The following is a 14213-nucleotide window of genomic DNA, read 5'->3' as shown; positions in this document are numbered from 1 at the left end:
ATGATCTTGGGGATTGTTTCTAGCTATTATTGTATCACTGTTTATGATATTTAAAACATAACTTATGTCTTCTGTTGTTTGAGATAGAAGAAATCATAGAAGAAAAAAACACGGTTCAGTTGAAAACTGACCGTGTTTTTGATGACAGGTTATTCAGACCAATTCGTATGGAAAACGCCGTCCATATCAGTCCGTTCGTACGTGTGAGCGCCAAAGTAATCGCGCTGCGCCTGCAAGAGGTTCGCATTGGAACGCCCTGTGCGGTAGCCGTCGTAATAAGAGAGCGCGGTAGTTAAGCATGGGAAAGAGATTCCGGTGCTGATACCCTCGCAAACGACTTTTCGCAGGCCTGTTTGATAGGCATGGAGCTTATCTGTGAAATAAGGCGCGATCAGCAGGTTAGCCAGATTTGGCTGCTCACTGAATGCTTCGCTGATCACGTTTAGGAAATCAGCGCGGATGATGCAGCCGCCTCGGAAAATCAAGGCGATGTCTTTGAGCGGCAGATTCCAGCCGTAAAGCTCAGATGACATCTTATATTGGGCAAAGCCTTGTGCATAGGCGCATACTTTCCCCATGTAAAGAGCCTGTCTGACGTATTCAATCCAGGTGTCTTTATCCAAGTGTTTTTCTTCGGCTTCCGGGCCTGCTAATACGTCTTGAGCTGCCATCCGTTCTTCTTTTAAGGATGACAAGTAGCGGGCGAACAAGGACTCTGTGATGATCGTGGACGGGATGCCGTTATCAATCGCCTGCATGCTCGTCCATTTTCCAGTGCCTTTTTGTCCGGTTTTATCAAGGATGACATCGATCAGAGGCTGCCCTGTTTTTTCGTCTTTTTTGCGTAAAATCTCAGCTGTAATCTCTATTAAATAGCTTTTCAGCTCACCTTGATTCCATGTTTCAAAAATAGATGCAATTTCATCGAGCGGCAGACGAAGCGTTTCTCTTAGAAACGTATACGCTTCTGCAATCAGCTGCATGTCTGCATATTCAATGCCGTTGTGCACCATCTTTGTAAAGTGCCCTGCCCCTTTTGGTCCGATATAGACACAACAAGGGTCATCTCCGACTTGAGCTGCGATTTTCGTCAGGATAGGAGCGGCTTTCTCATAGACGTCGCGATCTCCGCCCGGCATGATGGAAGGCCCTGTTAATGCACCGACTTCACCGCCGGAAATGCCGACTCCCAGGTAGCCGATCCCTTTTTCCTTCAGCTCGTCATATCTTCTTTCTGTGTCTTCATAGTGGGAGTTTCCTCCGTCCATGATGACGTCGCCTTCTTCAAGCAAAGGCTTTAATGATTGGATGACGGAATCTACGGGTTTTCCCGCTGTGACCATCAAAAAGATTTTTCTTGGTTTTTCTAACGATTGAACAAAGTCCTCAAGCTCGTAATACGGGCTGAGAGATTGTCCATCCAGCTTTTGGATAAGCTGGTCCGTTAAATCTCTGGTGTAATTATAGACAGCGACGTTTTCACCTTTATTTGCCATGTTTAAGGCGATGTTGCTTCCCATTACGCCTAAGCCTATGACACCAATCGAATTGAACATGTGTTACAGCTCCTTCTTAATTTCATACAACTAAACTTAACAATAAAATGAATCCCAGTCCAGCAACGGAAATAATGGTTTCCAGCAATGTCCATGTGGCGAATGTTTCTTTCATGCTTAATCCGAAGTATTCCTTGAACATCCAGAAGCCGGCGTCATTGACGTGTGAAGCGATGACACTTCCGGCGCCTGTTGCGAGTACGACTAACGCCAGGTTAACATCAGAATGGCCCAATAACGGAATGACCAGACCTGTTGTGCTTAGTGCGGCAACAGTCGCTGAGCCTAGAGAAATGCGCAGGATCGCCGCGATGAGCCATGCCAGAATGATTGGCGATAATGCCGTTCCTTTGAATAAGTCTGCTACGTAATCGCCGACACCGCCGTTGATCAGCACTTGTTTGAAGGCGCCGCCTCCTCCGATGATCAAAAGCATCATGCCGATTTGTGAAATGGCAGTTGAACAAGAATCCATCACGGTTTTGACTGGAATGTTGCGCTTGATGCCCATTGTATAGACTGCGACCAATAACGAAATAATCATAGCAGTCGATGCGTTTCCAATCAATCTGATAAAAGCCAAAACTCCGTTATCTGCAAACCCGATTGTTTCTTGAAGCAGGTCGATAATGGTCGCGACCGACATGATAATAATCGGGAGCATTGCGGTAAAGACACTGATTCCAAAGCCGGGTGTTTCTTCAAGGTTAAACGTTTTTTGCGTGCCGAGTGATGCAATATTGCCGTTTTTCGCAAATGATGCAGGAACGATTTTTTTCGCGAACTTTGTAAATAACGGCCCTGCGATGAGCACTGTCGGAACAGCAACAATAAAGCCGTACAGCAGCACTTCTCCAATGTTTGCGCCATACTCACCGGCGATCGCCGTAGGTCCCGGGTGCGGCGGCAGGAAACCGTGTGTGACGGATAGTGCCGCGACCATCGGGATTCCGAGAAATAAAATAGAAATCTTCAATTCTCTTGAAATCGCAAAGACAATCGGAATTAATAGAACCAGTCCTACTTCAAAAAATAACGCAATCCCAATAATGAATGAGGCAATGACAACGGCCCATTGAATATTTTTCTCGCCGAATTTGTTGACGAGCGTCATCGCAATGCGCTGTGCGCCTCCTGAATCCGCGATCAGCTTGCCCAGCATCGCACCGAGTCCGAAGATGAGCGCGATGTGGCCAAGAGTCCCCCCTATCCCTGCTTCGATGGAGCTGACAACCTTATCGAACGGCATCCCGAGTGCCAGTGCCACGCCGAACGATACGACCAGCAGGGAAATAAATGTGTTTAATTTTAAGCCCATAATCAGAAATAGTAATGCTAAGATCCCAAGTGCAACGATGATTAACGGCATGGTAATGCCCTCCCCTTCATGTCATGTACTATTTGTGTGTGATTAAGCCCCTCTGATAATCTGCAATTTGTGTATATTGATTTTCTAATAATCTTGATAGATTGATGAAAATCGGCATTAATGTTCTGTATTCCTTGGCTGAGTCTTCGATCGGCGTATGTCTGTATGTGCTGCCGATCATGTCGGACACGGCGTCGAAAGAGTCAATTTTTCCTGTTGCATACAGGCCTAAAATGCAGGCGCCGAGACATGAGCTTTCGTAGCTTTCCGGAACGACAACCTCTGATTCGAAGATATCAGACATCATTTGGCGCCAAACCTCCGACCTTGCAAATCCCCCTGTCGCTTGGATGCGGGTTACCGGGCCATCCATGCATTCAGTTAACGCCAAGAACACCGTGTACAGGTTGTAAATGACGCCTTCCAATGCCGCGCGTATCATATGCTCTTTCTTATGCGACATGGTCAGGCCGAAAAATGAGCCCCGTACATCCGGATTCCACAACGGAGCGCGTTCTCCGGCGAGATATGGGTGGAACAGCAGACCGTCAGAACCGGGTCTGACGCGTTGGGCAATTTTCGTCAGCACGTCATATGGATCAATGCCCAGCCGTGTCGCTGTTTCGATTTCGGAGGAGGCAAACTCGTCTCTGATCCAGCGAAGGACGATGCCCCCATTGTTCACAGGCCCCCCAATAACCCAATGCTTGTCCGTCAAGGCATAGCAAAAAATTCTCCCTTTTTCATCGGTTTGCGGCTTGTCAATAATCGTCCGGATGGCACCGCTTGTACCGATGGTGACGGCGATTTCTCCCTTTTTAATGGCGTTGACGCCGAGGTTGGACAGCACGCCGTCGCTGGCCCCGATGACAAAAGGCGTTTCCGGATCGATTCCCATTTGGATCGCTATTTCCGGGCTGCAGTGCTGAAAGATCTCGGTTGTCGGCACGAGTTTGGATAAGTGATCCGGCGTGATGCCTGCGATGCGCAGTGCCTCTTCGTCCCAAGCCAAGCTTTTCAGGTTCATCATGCCTGTCGCTGATGCCAATGAGTAATCGATGACATACTCATTGAACAGCTGTTTAAAAATGTATTCTTTGATGCCGATATATTTTTTTGCCTTGGAAGCGATTTCTTTCCTTTCATTCGTGATCCAGGCAATTTTACTTAACGGTGCCATCGGATGAATCGGTGTTCCCGTCCGTTTGTACACCTCATGTCCGTTCAATTCCTTCTTGATCTTATGCGCCCAGCCTTCACTTCTGTTGTCGGCCCATGTGATGCATGGCGTCAGCGGCTTGTCATTTTCGTCGATTGCAATGACGCTGTGCATGGCGCTGCTGAACGAAATGAAAGAGATCCGTTTTTCGGGATGCTGTTTTGTAATTCTCGCTGTTGTATGGATGACTGCCTGAAAAATCTCTTCCGGATTTTGTTCTGCTGTTGAGATGTCCGGTGTATAGAGCGGGTAGCCGATGCTTTCTTTCTGTACCACATCTCCGTTTTCACTGAACAGCACAGCTTTTGTGCTTGTCGTGCCGATATCGATTCCTAACATATAACTAGTCATTGTTGTATTCAGCTCCTTTTGCCAGCATTTGTTGTGAGAGCCATAGGTCTTCTACCTTATCCTGCACATCATCAAAGTTTTGGTGAAGAGACTGAATCATCAGCGCCCTATCCTTTGTTTTGATGGCTTGAATATAAAGCTCGTGGTTATCTAAGATCCTTGTGAAGTCTTCATACTTTTCCTTTAACCGTACCCGCATCGATAAAAGAATAAAGCTTTCCATGACGGGTTTTAGATTGTTCCAGATCATCTGAATGTATGAATGATCAATCGCTCGGATAATGGTTTCATGGAACAGCACATCTTGAAATGAAAATTCGTCAGCGTCCTCATATTTGATTGAGACTTTCATCATTTCAAGAATTTTGCTGAGATCCTTAACTAAAGGCTCAATGTCTATTTTGACAAGCCGTTCAAAGACAAATGTTTCTAATAGTAACCGCACATCATAAATTTCCGCGATTTTCTTCTCAGTTAAACCAATTACGACCGCTCCCATTCGTTCTAAGCGGATGATTTTTTCGGATGCGAGTATTTTTAGCGCTTCGCGAACCGGCGAACGGCTTACTGAAAACTCGGCGGCGATTGTATTTTCTGATAAAATGGTACCGCTTTCAATCAGGCCTGAAACGATCCGCATTCTCAGCTCGTATGCGACACGAACTCCGGTTGACGCTTTTGAGAGCCATTTTGCGGGATACAACAGGTCTTTGGAGTCTAGCATACACTCACCTTCCTCACTCAAGAAGTATACTTGTATACAAGTATGATAACGTGAATATTTCTTTTATGCAAACACTTTCATTTCTAATTTTTAATAAAATTTTTCCCAATCATTATGGTATTTATTTCTAAATGGAATATGGTACATTGGAGATAACTAGCGTAAGTGAATCATGTTTTGAAAGAGGCGATTTGGATGAAAATCATCATTGCACCTGATTCTTTTAAGGAAAGCTTATCAGCTCTGGAGGCAGCCGAAGCGATAGAAAGAGGTTTCAAATCGGTCTTTCCGGGTGCTGATTACAGAAAATTGCCGGTGGCGGACGGCGGTGAGGGAACCGTTCAATCTCTAGTCGATGCGACCAATGGAAGGATCATAGAGCAAGTTGTCACAGGGCCGCTGGGGGAACCGGTGAGAGCTTTCTTTGGCATGATGGGAGATGGGAGAACAGCTGTGATTGAAATGGCTGCTGCTTCAGGGCTGCATCTGGTGCCTGTAGATAAGCGAAATCCGCTCATCACTACAACAAGGGGAACGGGAGAATTAATCGGAGCAGCTCTTGATGCGGGAGCGGAGCGATTGATCATCGGAATCGGCGGAAGCGCCACGAACGACGGGGGAGCCGGGATGATTCAGGCATTGGGCGGAAGGCTTCTTGATAACTCAGGCCGCGAGATTGGCCCGGGGGGCGGCGCGTTATCTCAGCTTGCATCAATAGATGTTGGCGGGCTTGATTCCAGATTGCGGAATGTCAAACTGGAAGTTGCCTGTGACGTGGACAATCCGTTAACAGGACCAAAGGGCGCTACGGCTGTTTTCGGGCCGCAAAAAGGCGCGACGGCCGACATGCTGGATGTACTAGACCAGAACGTAAGCCATTTCGCTGATATGACAGAAAAAGAGCTCGGATCAACCTTCCGAGATACAGAGGGCGCCGGTGCAGCGGGCGGTCTTGGATGGAGCCTGCTGACTTATCTTCAGGCTGACCTGAAAAGAGGCATTGATATTGTCCTTGAAGCGGTTGATTTTGAAAATATCGTTCAGGATGCAGATCTTGTGATTACCGGCGAGGGAAGGATCGACAGCCAAACGGTTCATGGAAAAACGCCGATCGGCGTAGCCAAGGCGGCTAAATCATATGATGTGCCCGTCATCGGTATTGCGGGATCAGTATCACGAGACAGTGATGCCGTCTATCAACACGGAATCGATGCGCTTTTCAGCATCGTTCCCGGAGCCGTGCCGCTAGAAGATGCGTTTGAACATGCCGCGGAATATATGGAAAGAACGGCGCGGGACATTGCAGCGACTATCAAATTGGCGAAAACGATGTTTCTGATATAGCCGATGCACACGCCAATGCATAGCCATCCTTCTTTTTGGGTAGAGACAGTTAACACACAATGAGGAATTCATCCCAGAAGGAGGACGCAGATATGACTGTACAAGAAATCAAAGGCAAAAAACTAGTAAAAGGCATTGCGCCAAATGTGGAGCCGGAAGCTCTGTTAAATGATAAACGAAAAGTATTTTTGTTTGGTTCCCCTAGTTACACAAACATTGGAGACCAAGCGATTGCGTATGCGGAAGAGAAATTTATCAAAAATCATTTTCCGTATTATGAATACATTGAGATTATGGATTATGCGACGGATGAGGGCATTGAACTGGTGAAGGAGATCATTCGTGAAGACGATATTGTCTGCTTTACAGGCGGAGGGAACTTAGGAAACCTTTATCTCGATATTGAGGAAGACAGAAGAAAGGTCTTTTCGGCGTTTAAAGACTACAAATCAATTTCTCTGCCACAATCCGTTTATTTTGAGGATACAGAGGAAGGACAGAAGGAAAAGAAAAAAACACAGGATGCGTACCATCAAAATACAAACTTAACGATTGCTGCGCGTGAGACGCAAACACTGGATGTTGTGAAAGAGACCTTCAACTCCAATGTGATCTTTACACCGGACATGGTGCTTTCCTTGGATATTGTGCCGCGAGAGCTCGAGCGGGACGGCGTTCTCTTTATTTTAAGAGCGGATAAGGAGAAAGTGACTGACGAAGATTTTATTTCACAGATGAAGAAATGGGCAGAAAAAACAACTTACACAGAGCGTACCGATACGGTGCTGGATACGGTCGACACCATCGATTACGCTGATCGTGAAAAGCATTTTATGGAGATGCTGGACCGCATCGGCTCCAGTAAATTGGTGATTACCGACCGCCTTCACGCGATGATTTTCTCGATTATCACCAAAACACCTTGCCTTGTCTTTGGAAACAGCTATGGCAAAGCCAAACATTCATACCGGGATTGGCTTGAAAGCTTAAACTTCATTGAGTATACGGATAAGAATGATGTTGAGGAGCTGGAGCGTATGATTGACCGCCTGCTTCAAGCAGAACCGAATGACGTTGATTTATCTAAGGACTTTCAGCCGCTGATTGATTTTTTTGCTTCTTAAACGAAAAAGACTGCCCTCCCCCGGGGCAGTCTTTCTTTGTTAAATATGAAACAGCCAGACGACGAGCGGGCCGAAGAATGAGCCGAGCACCGCACAAAGCGTCATGGAGACGGAACTCATGGATACGGCCAATTCCCCATATTCCAATGCTTTGGAGGTGCCCAGTGCATGGGAGGCGCTGCCTAATGCAATGCCTTGTCCTAGGGAACTGCGTATGCGAAGCCATTTTAGGAAAAGCGGCCCGAGGATGACGCCTGAAAAGCCCGCAATCATGACAAATACGACTGTCATAGAAGGGACGCCGCCAAGACCGGCGGCGATCTGAATAGCGACAGGGGTTGTGATCGACTTTGGCAGAATGGATAATAAGAGATCATGATCAATCCCGAATGCTTCTGCGAAGATCAGCCCGCTGATCATTCCCATGCATAATCCGACCAGGACGCCGCCTAGAATGGGAACACAATGTTTGACAATGATATGCCATTGTTTATAAAGCGAATAGGCCAGTGCCACGACAGCCGGCCCAAGCAAAGAATTGATCCATTTCCCCCCGATCATATAGCCTTCATAGGAAACATGGAACATCATCAAAACCGCTACAATCAAAATGGTCGTTGTCAGAACGGGGATCAGAAATGGAAGCGGGAATCGCTTATAGAGTTTGACCATCGCTAAATAAGCGGCAACTGTTAAAAGAATTATAATGATCGCGATACATGCTTGCTGCATTTCTCTTTCTCCTCCCGTTTTTTTGCTTTTTTCTCTAATAGCTGGCTGGCGAATCCAGCCGCAATGATCGTGACGATGGTGCTGAGAACGACTGTAATCAGCAGCATCAGGCCATTGAATGAAATGAGAGACGGGTAGTTTATCACTCCTGTCATTGCCGGGATGAACAACAATGGAAGGAAGGATAATAAAAACCCTGCTCCGTCTTCAATGATGGAGACGGGAACAATACGGAGGCCCAAGCAGATCAGAAGCAATACCAATCCAACGATGCTTCCTGACACGGGTAAATGAAACAGATGCTGAATGGCTTCCCCGATCATAAAAAATACATATAATATCAACACTTGCAAGATAATTCGTATGACTTTCACATCAAGGCTGCTCTCCAATCAGAACAGCTTCCTCCTTTCTGGTGCTTGCTTCTAGGATGGTTCTGAGGAATCGCTTTACTTTCTTTTTATATGATTGTACTATACAAGTATAATAATTGATTTAGTCATATAACGACTTGTATTTATTCAGTTAATGTACATTTGTATTATACAAGTATATATGATGTTGTCAATGCCGGAGATTGTAATAGGGAGCGAGAGCGATTGCAAAATCAAAATCCAGTTGAATTAATTGAATATGAGCTGACGACTTTTATCAGGAGAGCTGTTTATCTGGATCAATCAGAGAAAAGAACAGGGAATTTGGAGAGATCTTCGTACTTATTACTGAGACAATTGGATGAGTTTGGGCCTGCTCGTGTTAAGGAATTGGCAGAATCGTTTAAGCTTGATATTTCTACTCTTTCAAGACAAGCAGCTGCATTAGAGGCAAAGGAGCTCATCTATCGTTTCTCAGACCCATCTGATGGGAGAGTCAGCCTGTTTACCATTACAAAACTCGGCAAACAACTATTAAAAGCCGATCAGCAAAAGCGCCTTGAACGTTATGAACAGATGCTGAAAGAATGGTCAACACAGGAAAAAGAGATGTTTGGCGAGCTGCTGCAGCGTATGAACAAGGCTTTTATCGATTAACAGCTGAAAAACCCATGGTTCGCTGGAACAGCATGGGTTTTTCTATCATGGTCAGAGATTATCTGCATCGTTTGGCGGCAGCCCAAGCCACTAGTCCGGCAACAACAGCCGCCGATACAATGGGGCGCTTCGTCGCTTTTGTGTAGTAGCTTCTTGACCTCATCCATCCTTTATTTGTGCCTCTGTCATGCATACCGCAGCCCGCATCATAAAGAGCACTTTCTTCTCGCGGTTTGGACGGTCTTTCGGCATGCTGGCTGTGATACATGATTTTTTCCATCAGTCTGTCGGTCAGACGAGGGAAAAGCGCGCCCAGCATGGCGATGGCTTTGGCCTGTGAGCCGATGTACATGTCGCGCTTAGGGTGTTCGGCGGCAAACAGGATAGCTTCAGCGACCGCTTCCGGCGGATAGATCATGGAGCGGTAATGAGCCGGCTGTTTGTCGAGGTAGCTGTGCGCGTGCTCGTTATAAGGTGTGTCAATTCTGCCCGGGTGGATGAGCGTTACCGAGACGGGCGCCTGTTCCTTTTCGAGCTCCATTCGGATGCTTTCCGTCCAGCCGTGAAGCGCAAATTTGGCAGATGCATATGTGGATTGAATGACCGTTCCCCTGTCTCCGAACAGGCTTCCTACATTAATGAGTGCGCCCGGCACACCTCTGCCAGTGTAGTGTTTGACAGCCGCTCTTGTTCCGTAAACAGGTCCCCAGAAATTTGTGTCGAACATGCGCTTCATGTCTTCAACGGTGACGTCCATAGCATGTCCGAAAGTCGAGACGGCCGCATTGTTGACCCATGTGTCAAAGCGGCCGAATGTGCTGATCGCGGTTTCTGCGATGCGGTTGACGTCCTCTTCTTTTCCGACATCCGCCTTTACCCATAAGGCGTCGTGCCCTTTTTCCTTAAGTTCATCAGTGAGCTCCTTCAGCGCCTCTTCATTTCGCGCTGCTGCCACGACCTTTGCGCCTTTTTCAGCTGCCATTCTCGCCGTGACAAGTCCGATACCGCTTGAAGCGCCGGTAATGACGATCACCTGATCCTTGAGTTTTTTCAGTTTGATCTTCGTTTTCATGCCGGGGTTCTGTTGTTCAAGCTGCTCTGTATTCGTGACTGAATGATCGATTGTCATTGAGAGATCCCTCCTAGACGCTGTTTTTGTACATTTACCCCATCCGGGAGGGTCTTACCCCTTTTGACAATCACAGGGTTCTTTTTTATATTATATAAGTCGCTCTACCATACCTAGGAGGGAATGTTTTAATGACTAGCAGAGGAGATTCACGTGAAAAAATCCTTCACACGGCGTCACGTCTGTTCCAGCTGCAAGGATATCACGCGACAGGTTTGAACCAGATTGTAAAAGAAAGCGGTGCTCCAAAAGGATCGCTTTATCACTTTTTTCCGAATGGCAAAGAAGAACTAGCAATTGAAGCGGTTACATATACAGGTAAGATCGTTGAACATCTGATACAGAAAAGCATGGATGAATCCTCTGATCCTGTTGAAGCGATTCAGCTTTTTATCAAAAAAACAGCCAGCCAATTTGATAACACAGAAAGCATTAAAGGTATTCCAGTCGGTTTGCTGGCGAGTGAGACAGCGTTAATCAGTGAACCGCTGCGGACGGTTTGCATGAAGGTGTTTAAAAGCTGGGAAGCGGTTTTTGCCAGAAAATTAATGGAAAACGGATTTGCAGAGGAAGAAGCAAATCAGCTTGGAACGCTGATTAATTCGATGATTGAGGGCGGCATCATGCTTTCGTTAACGAATAAAGACAAAACGCCCCTTCTTCTTATTGCCGAACAAATACCAGTGCTGGTGAGAAAAAAAGGGTAGCATTTTGTTATCCTTTCTCCTACAATTATATAGAACGGTCTAGTAAAAAAAGTTATAGTATATAGACTGGTCTAAATTGGAGGAAGCGATAATATGAAAACATTATGTACACATTCATTGCCTAAAGAAAAAATGCCTTATTTGCTCCGGAGCGGAGAAGGCGAGCGCTATCTGTTCGGCAGACAGGTTGCCACGGTGATGGCGAATGGGAGGAGCACAGGTGATTTGTTTGAGATCGTGCTTCTTTCCGGGGGAAAAGGAGATGCCTTTCCGCTTCACGTCCACAAGGACACACATGAAGGAATTCTCGTTTTGGACGGGAAACTGGAACTGACACTTGATGGTGAACGCTATTTATTAATATCAGGTGATTATGCCAACATTCCGGCGGGAACACCGCACAGCTACCGGATGCAGAGCCACAGAACAAGACTGGTGTCTTACACGATGAAAGGAAACGTAGCGCACTTGTATTCCGTTATTGGGAATCCGTATGATCACGCTGAACATCCGCCGTACGCAAGCGAAGAAGTCTCAAACGAGCGGTTTGCAGAAGCAGCCGCTGTAGCGGACATTGTATTTCTAGATGAAGAAAAGCCTGCATGTTCGGCCAAATTAGCGGAACTTACAGAGCTCCCAGATGGAGCCGTTCCATACGTTCTTGAATCTGGAGAAGGAGATCGCCTGTTGACGGGAGATCAGCTTCACCGCATTGTGGCTGCACAAAAAAATACAGATGGCCAGTTTATCGTCGTATCCTCTGAAGGCCCTAAAGGTGACCGAATCGTTGATCACTACCATGAACATCATACAGAAACATTTTATTGCCTTGAAGGCCAGATGACGATGTGGGCAGATGGCCAGGAAATTCAGCTGAATCCGGGAGATTTCCTGCATGTCCCTGCAAATACCGTTCACTCCTATCGCCTTGATTCTCACTATACTAAGATGGTGGGCGTATTGGTTCCTGGTTTATTTGAACCGTTTTTCCGGACGTTGGGCGACCCGTATGAAGGCCACATCTTCCCATGTGAGCCTCAGGCTTTGCGTTTTGATCGCGTTTTGCAGAATATCGAAGCATTAGATTTAAAGGTGATGAAACCATAAAGATGACAAGATTGTAAGGTTTTCATGCCGGCCTGACACCTAAATCGATGTTTCCGCGCTTCATTTTTTCATACCCTTAAGGTACAGAAAAAAGGAGCGTGATGGCTATGTCTTCATTACAGCCGACTTTAACAAATGAGCGGATCGGTGTGCTTGATGTGCTGAGAGGAATGGCGATTTTCGGCATCTTATTTGTCAATCTGGCACATTTCAGTTATCCGGATATGTATTTGTCTATGCTTGGAAAAGAGAATTTTTTCATGGATAAGTGGTCTGAAGCTGATTTTGCCGCCGCAGATATACTGAAATTCTTCATTCAAACAAAATGTATTTTATTGTTTTCCTTTTTATTTGGATTTGGCATGGTTGTCATGATGGAGAGAGCAGAAAACAAAGGGAAACGGTTTGTTCCGTTATATGTGAGAAGGTTAATGGCGCTTCTCTTGTTTGGAACGATTCATGCCTTTTTGATATGGGACGGGGATATTTTAACAGAATATGCCCTGCTCGGATTTGTCCTGCTCTTGTTTCGAAAAGCAAAGCCGAAAACACTGCTGATATGGGCGGTCTCTTTGTATCTTCTGTTTTCCATTCCGTTCATGTTGACAAGTTTTGATCAATCAAACGGACAGGAATGGGTACAAGCGGTAACACAGCAGGCAAAACAAGCGATTCATGTTTATGGAAGCGGCAGCCTGAAGGATATTGCAGAACAGCGGATCCACGACCGTCTTGTTTACATGTCTTCGAATGGCATGCTTACGTATAATCCGCTCAACTTCTTCTTTGCATCCATTCCTTATTTCAGCATGTTTTTGCTGGGAGCTGCGGCAGCAAAATCACGGTATTTGCATGAACCGGAAAAGCATCGCAAAGGATTAAAACGATTATGGATGGCTGGGCTTGTCATCGGCATCGGCGCCCATGTGCTGTACAGTGTAACGGAAAAGGAACTATTTCTGCTGATTGGCGCGCCTTTCCTCATGTTTTTCTATGTTACAACGGTTGTCTATCTTTATCATAAAACAAGAGTGAGAACAGTGCTGCAATCATTCTCCGCTGTTGGGAGGATGGCATTTACCAATTATTTGATGCAGTCTATTGTGTGTACTTGGATTTTTTATCATTACGGCTTGGGCCTGTATGGAAAAGTGTACCCTGCTGCCGGTGTGCTCATTACAATTACGGTTTGTGCCGTTCAAATGGTCTTCAGCCACCTTTGGCTTCGTGTCTTTCGGATGGGGCCGTTTGAGTGGCTGTGGAGAAGCGCTACGTATCTGTCGTGGCAGCCTATTGTAAAGAAAACAAAAGTCTAGATGCCTATTGGCGTCTAGACTTTTTTCTATTATTTATACACGACACGTGTTTTGCAAATGATGTCATGCAGGCCTTTTTTCTCTCCAAAGGCGATCATGATAAACCCGATATAAAAGATGATTCCAGATAAGATATAGGCAAAGTAACGGCCAATTCCCTGTCCGACAGAAACCCGTTCACCTTGTTCATTGACCACTTTCAGGCCAAGAATTTTTTTGCCAAGTGTGCCTTGCATTTTAGAAGCTGTGAGCAGCCCGTAATATAACACACTGATGACGATCATGATCAGCATAGTAGGCAAAAATGCAAGCGTCATGTATTTCACTAAATACTCTTCTTCCGTCATGTAAGGGTTTGTTGCCACAGCCCCAGCTACAAAAACAGAATTGATCACAAATAGAATAATATAACTAGGAACAGATACAATAATGCCATCAATAAAATAAGCTAAAAAACGAATCCAAAATCCTGCTGGTTTTTCCATGTATTTTTCTCTCTCCTCT

The 14213-nt window shown here is 45.9% G+C and carries 14 protein-coding genes; 6 read left to right on the top strand and 8 right to left on the bottom strand.

The genetic code is table 11. The features are described from left to right. Nucleotides 1-149: 149 nt before the first annotated feature. From gnd to gntR, 4 genes are read right to left on the bottom strand one after another with little or no spacing between them, the layout of a single operon-like run. Nucleotides 150-1556 carry a decarboxylating NADP(+)-dependent phosphogluconate dehydrogenase gene (gnd, locus tag NSU05_RS20365; protein ID WP_003243876.1) on the bottom strand — a complete coding sequence of 469 codons (1407 nt, stop codon included), beginning with the start codon at nt 1554-1556 and terminating at the stop codon, nt 150-152. Nucleotides 1557-1578: 22 nt separating this feature from the next. Then, on the bottom strand, nt 1579-2925 hold the full coding sequence (gene gntP / locus NSU05_RS20360; protein WP_003243139.1) for a gluconate permease GntP: 1347 nt from the start codon (nt 2923-2925) through the stop codon (nt 1579-1581). Nucleotides 2926-2953: 28 nt separating this feature from the next. Beyond that, nucleotides 2954-4495, bottom strand: coding sequence for a gluconokinase (gntK, locus tag NSU05_RS20355; RefSeq protein ID WP_038429929.1), 1542 nt, complete (start codon nt 4493-4495; stop codon nt 2954-2956). Next, complete coding sequence (gene gntR, locus NSU05_RS20350) at nt 4488-5219, bottom strand: gluconate operon transcriptional repressor GntR (RefSeq protein WP_003243132.1); 732 nt, start codon at nt 5217-5219, stop codon at nt 4488-4490. Before gntR ends, gntK begins: the two co-directional genes overlap by 8 nt. A gap of 195 nt (nt 5220-5414) precedes the next feature. On the opposite strand from gntR, the gene NSU05_RS20345 reads away from it, so the two are divergent. Beyond that, on the top strand, nt 5415-6563 hold the full coding sequence (locus tag NSU05_RS20345; protein WP_038429928.1) for a glycerate kinase: 1149 nt from the start codon (nt 5415-5417) through the stop codon (nt 6561-6563). Nucleotides 6564-6655: 92 nt separating this feature from the next. Beyond that, on the top strand, nt 6656-7687 hold the full coding sequence (locus NSU05_RS20340; RefSeq protein ID WP_014481442.1) for a polysaccharide pyruvyl transferase family protein: 1032 nt from the start codon (nt 6656-6658) through the stop codon (nt 7685-7687). 39 nt (nt 7688-7726) lie between these two features. On the opposite strand, the gene NSU05_RS20335 is transcribed toward NSU05_RS20340, so the two are convergent. Both NSU05_RS20335 and NSU05_RS20330 read right to left on the bottom strand, forming a co-directional pair. Further along, entirely contained in the window at nt 7727-8419 is a 693-nt protein-coding gene (locus NSU05_RS20335) for an LrgB family protein (RefSeq protein ID WP_339204314.1), read from the bottom strand. Next, nucleotides 8389-8793, bottom strand: coding sequence for a CidA/LrgA family holin-like protein (locus NSU05_RS20330; protein WP_009968420.1), 405 nt, complete (start codon nt 8791-8793; stop codon nt 8389-8391). Before NSU05_RS20330 ends, NSU05_RS20335 begins: the two co-directional genes overlap by 31 nt. Nucleotides 8794-9018: 225 nt before the next feature. Between NSU05_RS20330 and NSU05_RS20325 the strand changes: the two genes are divergently transcribed. After that, nucleotides 9019-9450, top strand: coding sequence for a MarR family transcriptional regulator (locus NSU05_RS20325; protein WP_003243994.1), 432 nt, complete (start codon nt 9019-9021; stop codon nt 9448-9450). Between the two features lie 58 nt (nt 9451-9508). Here NSU05_RS20325 and NSU05_RS20320 read toward each other — a convergent pair whose 3' ends face one another. Further along, nucleotides 9509-10579, bottom strand: coding sequence for an SDR family oxidoreductase (locus NSU05_RS20320; RefSeq protein ID WP_038429926.1), 1071 nt, complete (start codon nt 10577-10579; stop codon nt 9509-9511). 131 nt (nt 10580-10710) lie between these two features. On the opposite strand from NSU05_RS20320, the gene yxaF reads away from it, so the two are divergent. From yxaF to NSU05_RS20305, 3 genes are all read left to right on the top strand, one after another. After that, nucleotides 10711-11286 (top strand): transcriptional regulator YxaF, encoded by a 576-nt coding sequence (gene yxaF / locus NSU05_RS20315; RefSeq protein WP_029726137.1) that lies wholly within the window; start codon nt 10711-10713, stop codon nt 11284-11286. A gap of 93 nt (nt 11287-11379) precedes the next feature. Continuing rightward, a complete protein-coding gene (gene qdoI / locus NSU05_RS20310; RefSeq protein ID WP_003227025.1) occupies nt 11380-12393 on the top strand; it encodes a quercetin 2,3-dioxygenase in 1014 nt (337 codons plus the stop codon). Nucleotides 12394-12500: 107 nt separating this feature from the next. Then, nucleotides 12501-13709, top strand: coding sequence for a DUF418 domain-containing protein (locus NSU05_RS20305; protein ID WP_038429924.1), 1209 nt, complete (start codon nt 12501-12503; stop codon nt 13707-13709). A gap of 29 nt (nt 13710-13738) precedes the next feature. Here NSU05_RS20305 and NSU05_RS20300 read toward each other — a convergent pair whose 3' ends face one another. Continuing rightward, a complete protein-coding gene (locus tag NSU05_RS20300) occupies nt 13739-14194 on the bottom strand; it encodes an RDD family protein (RefSeq protein ID WP_015250840.1) in 456 nt (151 codons plus the stop codon). Nucleotides 14195-14213 lie beyond the last annotated feature (19 nt).

It is taken from the genome of Bacillus sp. EU52 (assembly GCF_037964975.1).
Taxonomy (GTDB): domain Bacteria; phylum Bacillota; class Bacilli; order Bacillales; family Bacillaceae; genus Bacillus; species Bacillus subtilis.
This window is presented reverse-complemented; position numbering and strand designations above follow the sequence as displayed.